The organism is Ruegeria sp. AM4 (assembly GCF_056540665.1).
Window position 1 is genome coordinate 213,340 of record NZ_JBQFXD010000002.1, and the last position, 17,418, is coordinate 230,757.

Consider the following 17,418-nt stretch of genomic DNA (forward strand, 5'->3'; position numbering starts at 1 on the left):
CGAAAGGGGCAATTTGCACCCTGACAACCGCGCTCGCCATTGCGCCTTGGTGGCAGAATTAACGCCAACTCTGGCCCAGCGGCCTAAGGTAGACAAAATGACAATATTCAGGGTCTCAGTCCGTTCTTGATCACTCTCCAGGCGACATATTCAAATTCGTAAGCATTGAAAACCGTAATTCCCGAAACCTGTAAATCAAACACGGGTGCAACACGAATCCGAGATATGAATGCGGATGATTTGAACCTGCCCGGGCGCTTCTATAGTCTGCCCGACAACGCGGAACCGGAAGCAACATACGATGAAACTTAATCTTCTTGCCATTTTGGCCTGGGCAGCATTGGCCGCAATGGTGGCCCTGACGACAGGTGCCGGCGCACAAACCTCGCTGATCCCGGGATACACATCGGGCGCGACGGAAGAGGAGCAGCCAGAAAGTGATCTGGCCGGAGCCATCCGATCCGCCACCGAAGCCGGTGCCAGCGTCATCGTCATTGACAGCACCGGGCAGATCGTCACGACCTCGGGCGACGCTGAAACGCCGGAGGATGCGTCAACAGACCCGATGGGTGAGGGGTCGCAACTGATGAAGGCGCAGGAGCGGTTCTCGAAGTTCCGGGATTCCGTCAATTCGCGTCTGCAGGCACTACCTTATTCGGTGTTCGAGGTGCAATATATTCTGCGCCAGACCAGCCCGGACGGGCGTATCCAGACTTATGTCGAGGTTTTGGGCTGGAACATATTGTTCCTGCTTCTGGGCCGCTGGCTGTCTATCGAGATCTACGGCAAGCGGATTGCAAAACGCTGGGTGGTCGCGCGGATCAAGGAAAATCCGGAAGGCTATCGCGAAAAGATGCCGTTCCTCGTCTTCCGCTTCCTGATGGGGATCGGAGGCACGGTCTTTGCCATGCTGATGGCGCTGATTGTGGGATATCTGTTCTTTGGCGAGGCTGAGGATATCTCGATCCAGTTTACCGTCACGGCAATCTTCACCGCGTATTTTTTGGCAAGAACGGTGTCCGATCTTTGGCGGATGGTGCTGTCCCCGTACCTCAGCCAGTATCGCCTTCCGCCGTTCTCTGATCGCGATGCCAAGCGACTGTATCTTTGGGCTTCGGCGATCGCGACTTATGATATTTCCGTCGTTCTGTTTTCCACTTGGGTGGCCGATTTTGGGCTGAACTACAATGTCTACGCGATGGTTTACGGCAGCCTGACCCTGGTCGGCGCAGTCGCCAACGTGCTGATGATCCTGTTCAACGCGCGGGCCATTTCCAACGCGATACGAGGCGCTCGGGCGCCGGATCAGGTGTCGTGGATCCTGCGCTTCATTTCCTTTGCCTGGGCGCCTGTCCTGATCCTCTACATCGTGTTCAGCTGGTTCAAACTGGCCGTTGACCTTGTGCTCGAGGTACAGGACTCAATTCCGATTGTGGCCAGCAGCTACGCCATCTTCATGTCGGTCGTCGTGGCCTATGGCGCGATGAACTATCTGCTCGAGCGGTATTTTGACCGCGGCCGCGTGATTGATGAGTTGAACGCCGAATCCCCAGACCCTGACTTCCCCGAGGACGAGGCTGAGGTGGTTGTGACCCCCGAGGCAGAAATGCGTCGCCACTCCATCCTGACCTACGAGGATCTTGCGCGTCGCGTCGCCGGTATTCTGGCCTTTGTCGTGGGTGCCTATGCACTTGTGGTCATCTGGAACCCGCAGGCAAGCTGGAGCGAAGACTTGCCGATCGGACGCGCGCTGGATGTGATGGTGATTCTGTTCATGGGGTACATCCTGTTTCATTTTTTCCGCGTCTGGATCGACAGCAAAATCGCGGAAGAGGCCGACGATGCCGGCGGAGATGCGGAATTGGGCGATGAAGGCGGCGAAGGCGGGCAAAGCCGATTGGCGACGTTGCTGCCCCTGTTCCGCGGTGCCATTCTGGCAGTTGTGATCGTGACCATTGCCCTGATCGTCCTGATGGAACTGGGCATCAACGTCAGTCCGCTGTTCGCGGGTGCGGGTGTTGTTGGTCTGGCCGTGGGTTTCGGATCGCAAACGCTGGTGCGTGACATCTTCTCGGGCGCGTTCTTTCTGATGGATGACGCGTTCCGCAAGGGAGAATATATCGATATCGGGGATGTGAAAGGGACGGTCGAAAAGATCTCGGTCCGCTCATTCCAGCTGCGCCACCATCTGGGAGCGCTGAACACCATTCCCTTTGGCGAAATCAAAGTTCTGACCAACTATTCACGCGACTGGGTGATCATGAAACTGCCCCTGCGGGTGACCTATGACACCGATGTCGAGAAAGTCCGCAAACTGATCAAGAAGCTGGGGCAGGAATTGCTGAGCGATCCGGTGATTGGCGAGAACTTCATCCAGCCGCTGAAATCGCAGGGCGTGATCGAAATGCAGGACTCGGCGATGATCATCCGGGTCAAGTTCATGACCAAACCGGGCGATCAATGGTTGGTGCGCAAGAAGGTTTATCAGGAGATCCGAGAATTGTTCGCCCGCGAAGGCATCCGTTTTGCCCATCGCGAGGTCACGGTGCGTCTGGCGGATGGCAAGGAGACCGAGGACTTGACGCCGAAACAGCGCGAAGCGGTGACCGGTGCGGTGCAGGCTGCAATTGACGAGGACTATCTGGACGATATCGGCCCCGGAGGCGACGACCGCTAGGGTCTCCCGCCCCTTTGAACAGCGTCTCTGGCGAGACGCGGTCCAAAGCGTTGGGCCGGGCCGCGCGTCCCGCGCGGCGGTTGCGTCACGTGCACGGCGCGGGCCAATTGGGCTGCGATGTGCCAAGTTTCGACGCAGGCAACGGCCAGCGCATGTCCGCCTCTCCGACTTTCAGAGCAGGCTTCAACCGCTGGCCGGGACCCCATCCAGAGGTTTCGGTTGCCGTTGCAAAGTCGCTGGGTTGCGTGGTTGTGATGTCACCTTCTGCGCTGGTTTTCGCGAGGCTCGCCAGCAATTCAGCGGTGCGGGCAAGCGACAGATGCGCGGTCATGACTGTGTTGCTCAGGGTCGCCTCGGTCAAGGCCGACAGGGCTGCGGCGGCCATCAGATATCCGGTCGCGTGATCCAGCGCCTGCACCGGCAGCGGAGTTGGCTTTTCTGCCTTCGCCCAATCCATCCCGGCATTGGCGATACCAGCGCTCATTTGCACCAAGCTGTCAAAACCGCGCCGATTGGCCCACGGCCCCTGCCAGCCATAAGCGTCGAGCGTGACTTCGACCCTGTTGGGGGCCAGCGTATCGCGTTTCGCTTTGGTCAGCCCCAAGGCATCCAATGCGCCGGGGCGATAGCCGTGGATGAAGACATCTGCCTGCGCCAGCAGTTTCTCGAGTTGATCCATCCCGCTTTCGGATTTCAGATCGAGATAGGCGCAGGTCTTTCCGAGCGAGATATCGGGGATCACGCCAGGCTCGTCCCAACCCGGCGGATCGATGCGCAGTACATCGGCTCCGAAACCGGCCAGCGTTCGGGTTGAAACCGGTCCGGCAAGAACACGCGTCAGGTCAAGAACCCGCAGACCAGCAAGAGGGCGCTTTGCGGTTGCCTGCGGGCGATCCTTAAGCGTGACGCCGCGCGGCGATTGCCAGTCGATCAGAGGATCGCGCGCAACAGCGCGGCCTTGTGGGTGCTCCAGCCATTCTGCCCGACTGCGCATCGCAGCCGCGACGCCGCCCTTTGCGACAATCGCGCTTTCCAGTTCAGCGATCGACCAGTCGCGAACAGCGCGCGCGACATCATCGCGGTCGGCTTGCGTCCCCAGAATCCCAAGCGCTGCCGCCCGGTGGCGCGGCAGGTTTGTGTGTAGCCTGATCCATCCGTCCGATGCCCGGTAGTCTCCGGCGATGGCGTCCCAGAGGCTTGGAATCTCCCATCCGTCTGGCTGAAAGGAAAAGCCATACCAGAGTGACGCGAGGCGCTGATCCACCACAACGTCCTGTGTATCTGCAGATAGGTTCTGTGCTGTGATCAGACGTGCCAGTTCTTGTCCAACAGCCGCAAAACTGAGTGTGGCCAGTTCCGATACCGCAAAGACGCTGGGTCGATCACCTGTCCCCGTTGTCCGGAACGTGTCTGCGGCGGGAAGTGAGGCCAGCAAGCTCATTGCTGGTAGGGGTCCAGACTGTCGCGCAGCCCGTCGCCGAGGAAGTTGAACGCCAGCACGATAACAATGATCGGCAACATCGGAATGGCCGTCCACGGGTAGATCTCGATGGACGCGAGGTTCTGTGCATCATTCAGCATCACGCCCCAACTGACCGCCGGAGCCCTGAGGCCGAGGCCGAGGAAGCTGAGCGCGGTTTCCCCCAGGATCATGGCGGGTATCGACAATGTGGCCGAGGCGATGAGGTGCGACATGAAGTTGGGCAGCAGGTGCTTGCGGATCACCCGGCCCGAGCTTGCGCCCATCATCTCGGCCGCGCGCACATATTCTTCTTCGCGCAACGACAGGAATTTGGCGCGGACGGATCGGGCGAGGCCAGGCCAGTCGAGGATGCCGAGGATGATCGAGATGATGAAGAACACCGCGACCGGGCTCCAGTTCGAGGGTACCGCAGCGGATAGGGCCAGCCACAGGGGCAGTTCAGGCAACGAGCGCAGGATTTCAATCACGCGGTTGATGGTCCAGTCGATCCTGCCTCCGAAATAGCCGGCCATTGATCCAAACAGGATGCCAAGGAAGAACGAAACCGAGATACCGATCAGGCCAACCGTCAGCGACAGTTGTGCCCCGTATAGGATACGGCTGAACACATCCCGGCCCAGACGGTCTGACCCCCACAGGAACAGCGTCGCACCTTCGGGGGCGCAGAACAGGTGGGTATCCGACTTGATCAGCCCGGCCAGCCTGTATTCAGACCCTTCGCAGAAGAACCGGATCGGGCGCGGGTCTTCGGTGTCGGGCACGAATTTCCACTGAAAGGTCTCGAGATCGGCCTCGGCTACGATGGGGTAAACGTAAGGCCCGACAAACTGACCGTCGTGAAACCAGTTCACCGATTGCGGTGGGGCATAGAGGTGCTCTCCGTTTCGGTCATTCGGGCCGTAAGGGGCGATGAATCCGGCAAAAGGCAGCATCAGATAGCACAGCAGCAGAAAGATGCCCGAGATCAGACCCAGCTTGTGTGTCCTGAATTTGCGCCAGACCAGCACCCAGTTGGGCGCGTCCAGATCCGCGCGTTCCAGTTGCTGGATTGATGCTTCGGGATCAAACGGGGCGTCGTCGACAAAGCGACCGTCGGGTTTATCGGTCATGCCTCTCGCCCCTCGTATCGGATGCGCGGATCAAGCATGACCAGCAGGATGTCAGAGATCATGGTGCCGATCAGGGTCAGCAGGGCCACGAACATCAGGATGAAGGCGGATAGGAACTGGTCTTGGGTTTTCAGCGCGGTCAGCAGCGTTGGGCCGATGGTTTGCAAGCCCAGAACTACCGAGACCAGAACCGACCCCGAGACCATGGATGGAAGCAGATTTCCGATATCGGCCACGAACGGGTTGAACGCGACCCGCAGAGGGTATTTCGTCAGCATCCGCGACGGGGCCATGCCCTTGGCAACCGCGGTTTCCACGTAAGGTTTGCCCAGTTCATCCAGCATATTTGCGCGCAGGCGTTGCATCATCGCGGATGCGCCGGACGTGCCGATCACGAAGGTGGGCACGATCAGGTGGATCAGGATGGACTTGAGCTTGTCCCAACTCATCGGTTCGCCTTCGTAAATCGGGTCCATCAAGCCGCCGATCGGAAGGTTGAAATACCGATGGCCGTAGTAGAACAGGATCAACGCCAGCAAAAAGTTCGGAGTCGCGAGACCCAGGTAACCAACAAAGGCCGAGGTATAGTCGATCCAGGTCCGTGATTTGGCGGCTGCGATAACGCCCAACGGCAAAGCGACTGCATAGACGAACAGGATTGCGGCCAGATTGACGACAACAGTCAGCCAAAGGGTCTCGCCGACGATCTCGCGCACGGGGCGGTCAAACTCGAAGGACCAGCCGTAATTGCCTTGCAACAGCCCTTCGAACCCGTGCGGGCCGGGCCAGAAGCCCATCCAGATCAAGTATTGTTCCGGCAAGGATCGATCCAGCGAGTATTCCTTGCGCAGAAACTCGGCCTTGGCCACGCCCGCTGATTGGCCCGAGGCCTGCAGCTCTGCAATCTGGTTGCTGAGGTAATCGCCGGGCGGCAGGTTGATGATCACGAAGATCAGAACCGAGACCACCAACAGAGTCAGCAGCATCGTGAAAAAGCGATACACCGCGTAGCGCAGCATGACCATTTAGCTGCTCCTGATCAGTCGGCGAAGAAGAACTCGTCGGGGCGGTGGATGCCGAAATGCGCGCCCGGCTCCCATGCCCACATGGCCTGTTCGGGCACGTTGCGCAAACGGTTCGAAACCACGATGGGCTGCGGAGCGCCATTCAGAACGCCGATCGCATACAGCTGGTCCGCGTGGATGTTCAGCATCTCGTTCCAGGTTGCCGCGCGTTCTTCATCGGTTGTCGCTACTTCCCAGTCGTGGGCAAGGGTCATCAGACGTTCGGCTTCGGGCAAGTCGGGCGGCTCGCCGACATCACCACCGGTCTGGTAGTACTGCCCCCATTTAGGCCAGGACAAAAAGACCTGATCGGTGGGGGCCAGATAGGCAGGCGATGTGTGCATCTGTGGGATGCCGTCATCCCAGCCGAACCAGACAGATGCCATGGTATTACCCGCAAACACCCGGTTTCGCAGAATATCGCGATCCAGAGGCCGCATGACCAGCTTGACCCCGATCTTGCGCCAGTCATCGGTGATGATTTGCAGCGCGTTCTCGACCTCTTGCCGCTCGCCGGCGGTTTCGATCACCAATTCCATCGGGCGGCCGTCGGGCAGCAGGCGAACCCCGTTATTGTCGCGTTGGTCCAGACCGGCTTCGTCCAGCAAGGCGTTCGCCTGATCTGTATCAAACTGCGCCCAGGCTTGCGCGTTTTCCTCGCTGTAAAATGGCGAGGCAGGCAGAACGGCCATCGCGCCCGGCTTGGCCAGTTTGAAGTAAAGCGCCTGATTGATCGTTTGCCGGTCAATCGCCAGCGACAGCGCGCGCCGCACGCGGACATCGCGCAAAACGTTTCGCCAAGCTTCGTCTTCATAGTTCAAGTTGGGGTAAATCGCGATTTGCGAAGCCACTCCGGTTTTCCACAGCAGCGTTTTGTAGTCGCCCTCTGCCTCGCCCTTTTTCAGGATCGAGGCATCACGGAACGCCAGCCCGCGCCCTTGCAGATCGGTTTCCCCGGCATTGGCCTTGGCGGCGACCAGCCCTGGCGCGACAATTTCCATTTCGACAACGTCGATATAGGGCAATTGCACCCCATTTGTGTCGATGCGGTGGTAGTAGGGATTGCGCACAAAGCTGTGGCGAATTTTCTTGCCCGAGCTTGCATTCAACCACGGTTGCAGAGTGGGCAGCTTGTGGTTGTCGAATTTATACAGGTTGTCCAGCTTGTTATGCAGCGCAGCCCAGCTTTTGACGCGCGCATCTTCGACCTGAGCCGCCAGATCTTCGCCGTCGGCGAATTTTTCGTGATACTGTTTCAGGAACCGGGAAGGCCGATAGATGAAAGGTGGGCGTGCCTGCGCCAATGATTGCAGGAAATCCGGATTGGGATCATCCCATTCAAAAACCACGGTCTTTTCGTCGGGAAACGTCACATTTGGCGGTGCGCCCTCGACCAGAAGAAAATCAGGCGGACCCGAAGGGCTGAGCAGTTCATTATTCGCCACATCCTCCCACCAGTACCGGAAATCTTCGGAGGTGAACGGAGATCCGTCCGACCATTTATGGCCGTCACGCAGGCGAAGCGTGAATTTACGGTTGCCTTCATTCTCGAACGACGCAAGCAAGTCGGGGACGAGTTCATAATTTTCGTTGAAGCCAACAAGACGCGCATAGCCGTAAACAACCATCTGTCGAATGTCTTTTGACCGTGTCACCATGGTGCGCAAAGTACCACCCGGGGTACCTGTTTCGCGCCCTTTTGCGGTCAGATCGACGATCAATGGGTCCGTTGGAACGCGGTCTTGCACAGGTGGCAGGTCCCCGCGGTCGACCTCGGATTGCCAGAACGCGCTTTCTTGCAGATCCGGGCCGGATTGTGCCGTGGCGGGCAGCATTCCCAGCAGGGCCAGGGAACTGGCCAGAATGAAATGACGAGTGGTCTTAAACATGGCATCGTACCTTATGGCCGGGCTCCATCTCTGTGAGTGAGGGTATCACGGAGTCAGAGAAACGAAAGGCATCATCCCAACTGTCCGGCGAACCCGCGCCCAACGCAACCAGTTTAAGGTCGATCGGGCGATTGATGTCGGGTTCCGGCTGCGCTGCGATCAGCGCCTTGGTATAGGGATGACGGGGATTGTAGAACAGGGTCTCTGGCGGGGCTTGTTCGACGACAAGTCCCTGACGCATGACCGCAACCTCATCGGCGATACGGGCGACAACGGCCAGGTCGTGCGAAATGAACAGATAGGACAGGTTCAGGCTGTCCTGAAGGTGTTCAAGCAGGGTCAGGATTTGTTCCTGCACCGAAACGTCCAGCGCCGAGGTTGGCTCGTCACAGACAATCAGCGCAGGATCCAGCATCATCGCGCGCGCGATCGACAGACGCTGACGCTGCCCACCCGAAAACGCATGCGGGTAACGTTTCAGCATGTCTGCGTTCAACCCGACCCGCTTTAGCATTTCGGCGGCTTTGTCGCGCTGCTCGGCCACTGTGCCCAGCCTGTGTATCTCAAGCGGTTCGGTCATCGCGTCCTGAATGCGCATTCGGGGGCTGAGTGAGCTGTAAGGATCCTGAAACACCATCTGAGCCTTGCGCTGAAAAGCGGTGCGTTCGGCCTTGGACATCTGGTGCACGGTGATTGGTTCGGCATCAGCGGAAGTGCGGAACAGAACCTGCCCGCCGCGGTCAGGCAGTTCCGCACCCAGCGCAATACGTGCCGCCGTGGTCTTCCCCGAGCCGCTTTCGCCGACGATTGCCAATGTCTTGCCGCGCGCCAGTTTCAGATCAACGCCGCGGCAGGCATGGATCAGCTTGTCGGCCTTCCACCCTTTGCTGGATCGCATGGTGTATGTCTTGGACACGTCCACCATTTCCAGGATCAGATCCTCGGCAGGCATCGGCAGACCGACGGCGTCCTGATCGGGGATCGCCGGCGCGGCGTCGAACAGCTGTTGCGTGTAGGGATGCGCCGGATCGGTCAGGATGGGCGCGGCGGCTCCGGCCTCCATGATGCGGCCCTTGTGCATGACAACGACCTGCTCGGCCATGTTGGCGACAACGCCAAGATCGTGGGTCACCAGGATCAGCGCCATGCCGGTTTCGCGCTGCAGTTCCTTGATCAGCCCAAGCACCTGCGCCTGTGTCGTAACGTCCAGTGCCGTCGTCGGCTCGTCTGCGATCAGCAGTTCGGGCTTGGCCACCATCGCCATCGCGATCATCGCCCGCTGCCGCATGCCGCCGGACAATTCGAACGGATACGAGTCATAAGCACGTGCTGGGTCGGGAAAGCCCACCCGCTCGAACTGGGTCAGAACCTCTTTGCGGGCGTCGGCCTCGGACGCGTTTCGGTGCAGCCAAAGAACCTCGCTGACCTGATTGCCGATCTTGTGCAACGGGGACAGAGACCGCATCGGCTCCTGAAAGATCATCGAAATCCGATTGCCGCGTATGTCGCGCATCTGCCGTTCGCTGATCGTCGTCAGTTCGGCCGTACCTTTTGAATCGTTCAGGGTAATCGTACCGCTGCGAATCTGCGCCGTGCGCGGGAGGATTCGCAACGCAGCCCGGCACGAAATGGTTTTGCCCGATCCGGATTCGCCTACCAAGGCAAGCGTCTGTCCCGGTTCGACATCAAAGTTGACATTTTGAACAACGGGCTGGCCCGCGCCAAAACCAATGCTGAGATCCCGAACGGACAGTAGTGCTGTCATGCGGGTCTTCCACCCGGCTGGCCGTGGCAAATCATCGGATTGTGAACTCCCTGAGTTTTTTAGTGCAGTTTCGCGCGGTTGTGGCGGCGTAGTCAAACACCTTCTTGGGCGGAATTGTCGCGGAATTGTGAAATTTGGGGCTGATTGCCTACACAATGAGTTGAGTTTTTGACATCTAAGGTGCTGTCGGCATTACATCTCTGTCGGCACATGACATGAAAAGGAGCGCCCGTGTCCGACAATCAAAGCCGTTTGGATCTGTTCATTGACCGTATGGTGTCACAACGCGCCTGTCTGGATTTCGCGATCGCCGAAACCTCGGGCCAGCCCGGTCCGGTTTTTGAGCTGGGCCTGGGCAACGGGCGGACCTACCACCACATGATCCGGCACATTCAGGACCGGCCGGTATTTGTTTTCGAGCGTGCGGTTGCAGCGCATCCAGATTCGACCCCGCCCGAAGATCGGGTAATTTTGGGCGATGTGCGCGAGACTTTGCCTGCCTCGGTGGACCGGTTCGGCGCTTCGGCCAGTTTGATTCACGCCGATCTTGGCGGTCACAATCGGGAAAAGAACGATGCGTTTGCGCGGTTTGTATCGCCGCTGATCGAACCCTTGTTGGCCCCGGGCGGGTTGATGGTGTCCAGCGATCGGATGTATTTTGAGGGATTGACCGAGTTGCCACTGCCCGCAGGCGCGGTCGAGGGGCGGTGTTTCATCTACCGTCGCTGATCCGACGCGCAGCCTCAAGCTTGCAGACTGGCGAAAGCGCGCATCAGACCCAATTGAACCCGCAAGGACCGTTCCGATGTTGTTCTACGATTGCAAAACCGCCCCAAGCCCGCGCCGGGCAAGGATGTTCATCGCCGAGAAAGGCCAGCAGATCGAGACCCGTGACGTCTCGATTGCCGACCGGGAACAAATGGCCGAAGCGTTTCGCGCCATCAATCCCAGGGCCACAGTTCCCGTTCTGGCCACGGATGAAGGCACGGTCCTGACCGAAAATCTCGGCATCGCCGCGTATCTTGAGGCCAAGTTCCCCGAACCGCCATTGATGGGGCGCAATCCTGATGAAAAGGGCGCGGTTCTGATGTGGAACGCCATCGCGGAACAGCAGGGCGGTGCCCCGATTGCCGACACTCTGCGCAATAGCCACCCGGCGTTTACCGACCGGGCAATTCCCGGCCCGGTGAATTACCCGCAAATTCCTGCTTTGGTGCAGAGGGGTAAGGATCGCGTCAGCGCCTTCTTCGACCTTCTGGAAGACCGGTTGCAACAAAGCGCATTCCTGGCGGGCGACATGTTTTCGCTGGCTGACATCACGAGCTTTGTTTTTGTCGATTTCGCGCGGGTGATAAAAATGCGAATCCCCGAGGGAAATACGGCAACACTGGCCTGGTTCGGCGCGATCCAGGAGCGCCCGAGCGCCAGTCTTTAGCAGCATTTGACCACTATGGCGGGATCACGTTCACTACTGTACAGAAATGTCTAGACAGATGTGAACAGTGCGTCTAGCGTCCTTCGCGAGTCATGCGGGGAGGGCAGGATGAAGTCGCATTATCGAGTCGTTGTTATCGGGGGCGGCGTCGTCGGCGCCTCGGTTCTGTATCATCTGGCCAAGTTCGGCTGGTCTGACGTGGTCATGTTGGAACGCCGGCGTCTGGCGTCGGGGTCGTCGTGGCACGCGGCCGGGGGGGTTCATGCGCTGAACGCTGATCCGAATATGGCAGCGTTGCAATCCTATACCATCGACCTGCTCAGCGAGATCGAAAAGGAATCGGGCCAGAATATCGGCTTTCACGTAACCGGCGGCCTGACGCTTGCCGGTACCCCGGAGCGGTGGGAATGGCTGCAGGCAAACTACCGCATCTTCCAATCCATCGGCATCGACGATTGCGAGCTGCTGAGCCCGGAAGAAGCCCAGAAACGCTGTCCGATCATGTCGACCGATGGCGTGTTGGGCGCGATGTGGGCAGATCGCGAGGGTTACATCGATACCACTGGTACCGTTCAGGCTTATGCGACAGCCGCCAGAAAGCGCGGCGCGGAGTATTACGAGGAAACCAAGGTCGAAGAACTGATCCAGACCGCTGATGGTTGGCAAGTCGTCACCGACAAGGGCACGATCACCTGCGAACATGTCGTCAACGCCGCTGGTTTGTGGGCCAAGCAGGTTGGGCGCATGGCCGGGGTCGAACTACCGGTTTCGCCGTTGAAACACCACTATCTGATTACCGACACGGTGCCCGAAATTGCTGCTTCGGATTTTGAAATGCCGATGACCGTGGACCTTGAGGGGTTCACGTATATGCGGCAGGACCAGAAGGGTGTTCTTGTCGGTATATATGAGGTCGACCACGAACATTGGGCCATGGACGGCGCGCCGTGGAATTATGGCGAAGAGCTGTTTCAGGAACAACTCGACCGGATTGAGAATGAACTGACCCTGGGCTTTGAGCGTTATCCATCGATCCAGAACGTGGGCATCAAAACATGGGTAAACGGCGCGTTCACCTTCTCGCCGGATGGAAACCCTCTGGTCGGCCCGGTGCCGGGCAAACGCGGCTATTGGTCGGCCTGCGCGGTGATGGCTGGGTTCCTGCAAGGCGGCGGCGTCGGCAAGACGCTGGCCGAATGGATGATCCATGGTGAGCCCGAGGCGGATGCCTGGCCGATGGACGTGGCCCGTTATGGCGATTTTGCGCAGAACAAGCGCTATATCCGCGAAACCACCGGCCAGTTCTATTCGCGTCGTTTCGTGATGACCTACCCGAACGAACAACTGCCCGCTGGGCGCCCGCTGAAAATGGCCCCGGCGCATGACGCTATGACCGAGGCGGGCTGTAAGTGGGGCGTTAGCTGGGATCTTGAGGTGCCGCTGTATTTCGCGCCCAAAGGGTTCGAAGAAACGCCGACGCTCAAGCGGTCCAACGCGCATGACATCGTGGCCGACGAGTGCAAGGTGATCCGCGAAGGCGTTGGTCTGTTGGATATTTCCGGCTTTTCCCGGTTCGAGGTCAGCGGTCCGAACGCGGAAATCTGGCTGGACAAGGTCATGGCCTCGAAACTGCCCGCACCGGGTCGAGCCAAACTCGCGCCGATGCTGGGCGAGAACGGGCGGCTCAAGGGCGATCTGACGGTGCTCAACTGGGGTGACGGAACCTGGTGGATCATGGGCAGTTACTACCTGCGGGCCTGGCATATGCGCTGGTTCGACGATCACATGATTGATGGCGTCAAGATCCGCGATCTCGGCGAGGAATACTGTGGCTTCGCCGTCGTCGGGCCGAAATCGCAGGCCGTGGTCGAGAAACTGGCCGAACAGGATATCTCAGGCCTGAAATTCATGGGCTGCGGCGAGTTTGATATCGGCCTCGTGCGCGCCCGCGTCGCCCGCATGTCTGTGACCGGCGAAAAGGGCTATGAAATCAACTGCCGCTATGGTGACCACATCAAGCTGCGCCGTATGCTGCTTGAGGCCGGGGCTGAAGACGGTATTCGGGAATGCGGGTTCAACGCGATGCTCTCGACCCGTCTCGAGAAAAGCTTTGGCATCTGGTCCGCTGAGTTTACCCAGCTTTATACGCCGGGGATGACCGGCATGGATCGCTGGATCGACTGGGACAAGGACTTTGTCGGCAAGGATGCCGCAGTGGCCGAGCGTGACGGTAATGGCCCGGCACAGGTGCAGGTGACGATGGAGATCGATGCGCTTGACGCGGATACAAGCGGCTATGAGCCGATCTGGTCAGGTGAAGACCGCGTCGGCTTTGTGACCTCGGGCGGATATGGCCACCACACCGGCAAATCGCTGGCCATGGCTCTGGTCAATCGCGACAAGGCCGATCCGGGTACTGAACTAACGGTTCATGTGGTCGGGGTTGAGCGTCCGGCGAAGGTGATCGCACCGTCGCCTTATGATCCGCAAGGCAAGGCGATGAGAGGCTAATGGTCATTTCGCAAACATCCGAGCGCGGTCGCCGACGGCGCGGGCGAGGGGCAGACGCTGCGCCTCCGCCCAGCCGGGATGTGAACTACCGCCAACTCAAGAATCCCTTCCCGCAGATGGAGGTTTTCCCGGCGGATCAGATCGCCGATATGCACGAAACCGCCTTGAGAGTGTTGCAGGAGCTGGGCGTCAAAGTTCTATTGCCCGAAGCTCGCCGCTTGTTCGCGGCGGGTGGCGCACGAGTCGACGAAGGCACCGAGATGGTCTTTATCGGTCGCGACATCGTTGAGGCCGCAGTTGCGTCAGCCCCCAAGTCGATTGACTGCCGTGCGGGTGCGCGCAACCGGGACTTTACGCTGGAATTGGGCTCGTTGGTGTTTCAACCCGGCGCAGGTGCCCCGAATGCCACCGATCTTGAACGCGGTCGCCGCCCGGCAACCGGACAGGATTATCTGGAGTTCCTGAAACTGACGCATCATTTTGACGTCTTCCAGATGATCTCACCCCAAGTCGAGCCGCAGGATGTGCCGACCCGTCTGCGTCACTACTTTACCACGCAGGCGCAGATGGAACTGACGGACAAGTTTCCGTTCTTCTTCTCGCGCGGGACGCCGCAGGTAATGGATTGCTTTGAGATGCTGTCCATTGCGCGCGGCCTCAGTGATGATGCGTTCCGGGCAAGCCCACATTGCTACACGATCATCAACACCAACAGCCCGCGCACGCTCGATATTCCTATGGCGCAGGGGCTGATCGATTTTGCGCGTCATGGTCAGATGTCGATCATCACACCCTTTACGCTGATGGGGGCTATGGCCCCGATCACGGTCGCCGGCGCGATAACTCTGTCCCATGCCGAGGCGCTGGCAGCTCTGACGCTGACGCAGCTCACCAACCCGTGCGCGCCGGTGTGCTATGGCACGTTCACCAGCAATGTGGACATGAAATCTGGGGCCCCTGCGTTTGGCACGCCCTCGCATTTTCAGGCGTCGCTGGCAGCAGGGCAACTGGCACGGCATCTGGGCCTTCCATGGCGCTCGGCAGCGGGGTCGGCATCGAATATCAACGACGTGCAGGCAGCCAATGAGAACCAGTTTGGGCTCTGGGGCTGTTTGATGGCCGGGGCGACCGTGATCATTCATTCCGCCGGATGGCTCGAGGGCGGGCTGACCGTATCGTTCGAAAAGCTGGTCTGCGATGCCGAGGTTCTGAACATGGTCGCCGAGCTTTGTGCCGGTGCGCAGGCCGGAACTGCCGAGATCGGATTTGACTCTGCCTTGAACGAGGTCGAGCCCAGCGGGCACTTTTTTGCCTCTAGCCAGACAATGGAGCGGTACAATACCGAATTCTACCAGCCGCATGTGCATGACTACGCTAATTTCGGAACATGGACGGAACGCGGTGCAGTGGATGCCAACCAGCGGGCAACGGGTGTCTGGAAAGGCATTCTGAGTGATTTCAGGGCACCGCATGGCGATATCGACCGGCTGGGTGCGCTGAAAGATTTCATCGCACGCCGCACCGCCGAAGGCGGCGCGCCGCCGGAGAGCTGAATGAACACCAAACCGATCCTGCATCGCGACGACCCGAAGGCCGAGCCTCTGGTCGGCAACGTCAAGGTCACACGCGACGACTGGCTGAACGTGGCGATGGACGTGCTGATTTCGGATGGGGTCGATCAGATCAAGGTGTTGAATCTGGCGGAACGAATGGCGGTGTCACGGTCGTCCTTCTACTGGTACTTCAAATCCCGGCAGGAACTGTTGGATGCGCTTTTGGCGCGATGGCAGGCCACGAATACTGCGGGCCTGATCAAGCAGGCCCAGGCTGCGGCACCAACGATTACGGCGGCGGTGTGCAATGTGCACCGCTGTGTCGTGAACACCGAGCTTTTCGATACGGCACTGGATTTTGCCGTACGGGACTGGGCCCGGAAGTCCGGCAAAGTGCGGCGTGTTCTGGATCAGTCCGATGCCAAGCGATTGACTGCGCTGCACGCCATGTTCGCGCGCTACGGCTATTCCGAGATCGAGGCCGAAACCCGCGCACGCGTCCTGTATTACATGCAGATCGGTTATGATCTGGCCCAGTTGAACGAGCCGATGGAAACACGGATCGCGATGGTGCCGCATTATCTGTACGTCTTCACCGGCGTCTCGCCCAGACCAGAAGAAGTTGCCGAGTTCAGCGCCTATTCCCAGCGTCATTGGGCTGGAAAAGCGACCTGAGATCGCCGTCGATAAGACCGGACTGGATTCGCTTGTACACGGGGCTAGGTTTGGGGCGTACGTAAACCTGTGGTCTAAGCGATGGAACCAATCCGGCACCATGTCCTGATACTCGGCAGTGCGCCTGATGCGCTGCGCGCGCGCCATTGGGCGCGTAAAGGGTTCACGCATATCGTGGCTATCAACAACGCATGGCGGATCAGGCCGGATTGGGACTTTCTGATCCACCCCGAGGACTTTCCGGTCGAAAGCCGACCGAAGGCTTTGAACAGCCGCCAGCGCATTGTCACAGCGCAGGACTATGTGCCGGTTCAGAACACCTTTGGTGGATTTGTCTACGCGGGCGGAACCATGGCATTCACTGCGGGGTACTGGGCTTTGGCTGCGTTGAAACCAGCGGTGATTGCCTATCTTGGCTGCGATATGGTTTATCCGCGATCCGGCAAATCGCATTTCTACGGCAGGGGTGCTGCCGATCCGTTGCGTCGCGATGTGACCTTGCGCTCGCTAACAGCGAAATCGGCGCGTCTGGCGCTGTTCGGCGCGGCGCAGCGTTGCCGTATTGTTCGCCTGTCTTCCGCAGAAAGCCGCCTGATCTTTCCTTCGGTCTCGCGCGGCAGCGAGGGCGAGGTGCCGTTGCCCTGTCCAAAAGGGATCGGCGCGGTTCTCAAACGCGAGGCCGAGTTGGGATACTTTGAGCCGACAGGACGCTATTGGAACAAGCAACACGAATACGACCCGGTGAAGATCGATGCATTGGACCAGCTATGGCTGGAAACCTACAAGACGTCGTGCTCCGCCCGCGTAGATTGAGGCATTCATAGGTTCAACAACGTTCAAGTGACAGCTTCGTTGTCACTCGTTTTCTCAGGCCGCAAATGCCGCCCAGGCCCAAACCATGGCTATGTATGTCAGGTTATGCATCAGCTGATCCAGGCCCGCCGCACGCCAGAAACCAGCCTGGTCGGGTTTAAGGTTTTTCTTGTCCGAATAGGCGGCCTTGGCAAAGTCGATGTGGAAGTGAATGATCCATTCTAGCGCGGCAATGATCAGGATGAATTCTACTGGGGCGCGGAACAGCGCGAAAATAATGACCGATCCCACCACATGCACCGCTGCATGTTGCGCCCGTCCGATGTGAAAATAAGTGCTACGCCCCGAAAGCATCTTGGGCGTCTGCAAATAAAAGTCGGCAAACATGTGCTTGATCTGCAAAAGACAGAGCAGCAGCAATACTGTGCCTAGCGTCGCAGGCAA

13 protein-coding genes are annotated in these 17,418 nt (G+C 59.0%); 7 read left to right on the forward strand and 6 right to left on the reverse strand.

Translation table 11 applies throughout. The features are described from left to right. Positions 1 to 301 precede the first annotated feature (301 nt). Positions 302 to 2,677 (forward strand): mechanosensitive ion channel domain-containing protein, encoded by a 2,376-nt coding sequence (locus ACR0JA_RS06520; protein WP_480571690.1) that lies wholly within the window; start codon positions 302 to 304, stop codon positions 2,675 to 2,677. An 85-nt stretch (positions 2,678 to 2,762) separates the two neighbouring features. On the opposite strand, the gene ACR0JA_RS06525 is transcribed toward ACR0JA_RS06520, so the two are convergent. Genes ACR0JA_RS06525 through ACR0JA_RS06545 form a run of 5 tightly spaced genes read right to left on the reverse strand, consistent with a single transcriptional unit; the run spans position 2,763 to position 9,987 of the window. Continuing rightward, positions 2,763 to 4,118 carry a CoA transferase gene (locus ACR0JA_RS06525; RefSeq protein ID WP_480571693.1) on the reverse strand — a complete coding sequence of 452 codons (1,356 nt, stop codon included), beginning with the start codon at positions 4,116 to 4,118 and terminating at the stop codon, positions 2,763 to 2,765. Continuing rightward, entirely contained in the window at positions 4,115 to 5,269 is a 1,155-nt protein-coding gene (locus tag ACR0JA_RS06530; RefSeq protein ID WP_480571696.1) for an ABC transporter permease, read from the reverse strand. The genes ACR0JA_RS06525 and ACR0JA_RS06530 overlap by 4 nt, the downstream gene beginning before the upstream one ends. Beyond that, the gene (locus ACR0JA_RS06535; RefSeq protein ID WP_480571699.1) at positions 5,266 to 6,294 is read right to left on the reverse strand and encodes an ABC transporter permease; all 1,029 of its coding nucleotides are present in this window, start codon (positions 6,292 to 6,294) and stop codon (positions 5,266 to 5,268) included. Before ACR0JA_RS06535 ends, ACR0JA_RS06530 begins: the two co-directional genes overlap by 4 nt. 14 nt (positions 6,295 to 6,308) lie before the next feature. Further along, a complete protein-coding gene (locus ACR0JA_RS06540) occupies positions 6,309 to 8,222 on the reverse strand; it encodes an ABC transporter substrate-binding protein (protein ID WP_480571702.1) in 1,914 nt (637 codons plus the stop codon). Beyond that, positions 8,215 to 9,987: an ABC transporter ATP-binding protein gene (locus tag ACR0JA_RS06545; RefSeq protein ID WP_480571705.1), complete on the reverse strand. Its 1,773-nt coding sequence runs from the start codon at positions 9,985 to 9,987 to the stop codon at positions 8,215 to 8,217. Before ACR0JA_RS06545 ends, ACR0JA_RS06540 begins: the two co-directional genes overlap by 8 nt. Before the next feature lie 231 nt (positions 9,988 to 10,218). On the opposite strand from ACR0JA_RS06545, the gene ACR0JA_RS06550 reads away from it, so the two are divergent. The 6 genes from ACR0JA_RS06550 (at position 10,219) to ACR0JA_RS06575 (ending at position 16,974) form a co-directional block, all read left to right on the forward strand. Then, positions 10,219 to 10,716: a class I SAM-dependent methyltransferase gene (locus tag ACR0JA_RS06550; protein ID WP_480571707.1), complete on the forward strand. Its 498-nt coding sequence runs from the start codon at positions 10,219 to 10,221 to the stop codon at positions 10,714 to 10,716. Positions 10,717 to 10,792: 76 nt separating this feature from the next. After that, positions 10,793 to 11,422 carry a glutathione S-transferase gene (locus ACR0JA_RS06555; RefSeq protein ID WP_480571710.1) on the forward strand — a complete coding sequence of 210 codons (630 nt, stop codon included), beginning with the start codon at positions 10,793 to 10,795 and terminating at the stop codon, positions 11,420 to 11,422. Between the two features lie 108 nt (positions 11,423 to 11,530). Continuing rightward, positions 11,531 to 13,933, forward strand: a complete 2,403-nt coding sequence (locus ACR0JA_RS06560) for a GcvT family protein (RefSeq protein WP_480571713.1) — start codon at positions 11,531 to 11,533, stop codon at positions 13,931 to 13,933. Next, a complete protein-coding gene (locus ACR0JA_RS06565; RefSeq protein ID WP_480571716.1) occupies positions 13,933 to 15,486 on the forward strand; it encodes a trimethylamine methyltransferase family protein in 1,554 nt (517 codons plus the stop codon). The genes ACR0JA_RS06560 and ACR0JA_RS06565 overlap by 1 nt, the downstream gene beginning before the upstream one ends. Further along, a complete protein-coding gene (locus ACR0JA_RS06570) occupies positions 15,487 to 16,161 on the forward strand; it encodes a TetR/AcrR family transcriptional regulator (RefSeq protein WP_480571719.1) in 675 nt (224 codons plus the stop codon). 81 nt (positions 16,162 to 16,242) lie between these two features. Next, positions 16,243 to 16,974 carry a hypothetical protein gene (locus ACR0JA_RS06575; RefSeq protein ID WP_480571722.1) on the forward strand — a complete coding sequence of 244 codons (732 nt, stop codon included), beginning with the start codon at positions 16,243 to 16,245 and terminating at the stop codon, positions 16,972 to 16,974. 54 nt (positions 16,975 to 17,028) lie between these two features. Here the strand turns inward: ACR0JA_RS06575 and ACR0JA_RS06580 are convergent, their stop codons facing one another. Further along, positions 17,029 to 17,418, reverse strand: coding sequence for a DUF3307 domain-containing protein (locus ACR0JA_RS06580; protein WP_480571725.1), 390 nt, complete (start codon positions 17,416 to 17,418; stop codon positions 17,029 to 17,031).

Excerpts from the sequence above, each read along its gene's own strand:
- ACR0JA_RS06520 (WP_480571690.1), top strand. The coding sequence starts at position 302 with ATGAAACTTAATCTTCTTGCCATTTTGGCCTGGGCAGCATTGGCCGCA.
- ACR0JA_RS06525 (WP_480571693.1), bottom strand. The coding sequence starts at position 4,118 with ATGAGCTTGCTGGCCTCACTTCCCGCCGCAGACACGTTCCGGACAACG.
- ACR0JA_RS06530 (WP_480571696.1), bottom strand. The coding sequence starts at position 5,269 with ATGACCGATAAACCCGACGGTCGCTTTGTCGACGACGCCCCGTTTGAT.
- ACR0JA_RS06535 (WP_480571699.1), bottom strand. The coding sequence starts at position 6,294 with ATGGTCATGCTGCGCTACGCGGTGTATCGCTTTTTCACGATGCTGCTG.
- ACR0JA_RS06540 (WP_480571702.1), bottom strand. The coding sequence starts at position 8,222 with ATGTTTAAGACCACTCGTCATTTCATTCTGGCCAGTTCCCTGGCCCTG.
- ACR0JA_RS06545 (WP_480571705.1), bottom strand. The coding sequence starts at position 9,987 with ATGACAGCACTACTGTCCGTTCGGGATCTCAGCATTGGTTTTGGCGCG.
- ACR0JA_RS06555 (WP_480571710.1), top strand. The coding sequence starts at position 10,793 with ATGTTGTTCTACGATTGCAAAACCGCCCCAAGCCCGCGCCGGGCAAGG.
- ACR0JA_RS06560 (WP_480571713.1), top strand. The coding sequence starts at position 11,531 with ATGAAGTCGCATTATCGAGTCGTTGTTATCGGGGGCGGCGTCGTCGGC.
- ACR0JA_RS06565 (WP_480571716.1), top strand. The coding sequence starts at position 13,933 with ATGGTCATTTCGCAAACATCCGAGCGCGGTCGCCGACGGCGCGGGCGA.
- ACR0JA_RS06570 (WP_480571719.1), top strand. The coding sequence starts at position 15,487 with ATGAACACCAAACCGATCCTGCATCGCGACGACCCGAAGGCCGAGCCT.
- ACR0JA_RS06575 (WP_480571722.1), top strand. The coding sequence starts at position 16,243 with ATGGAACCAATCCGGCACCATGTCCTGATACTCGGCAGTGCGCCTGAT.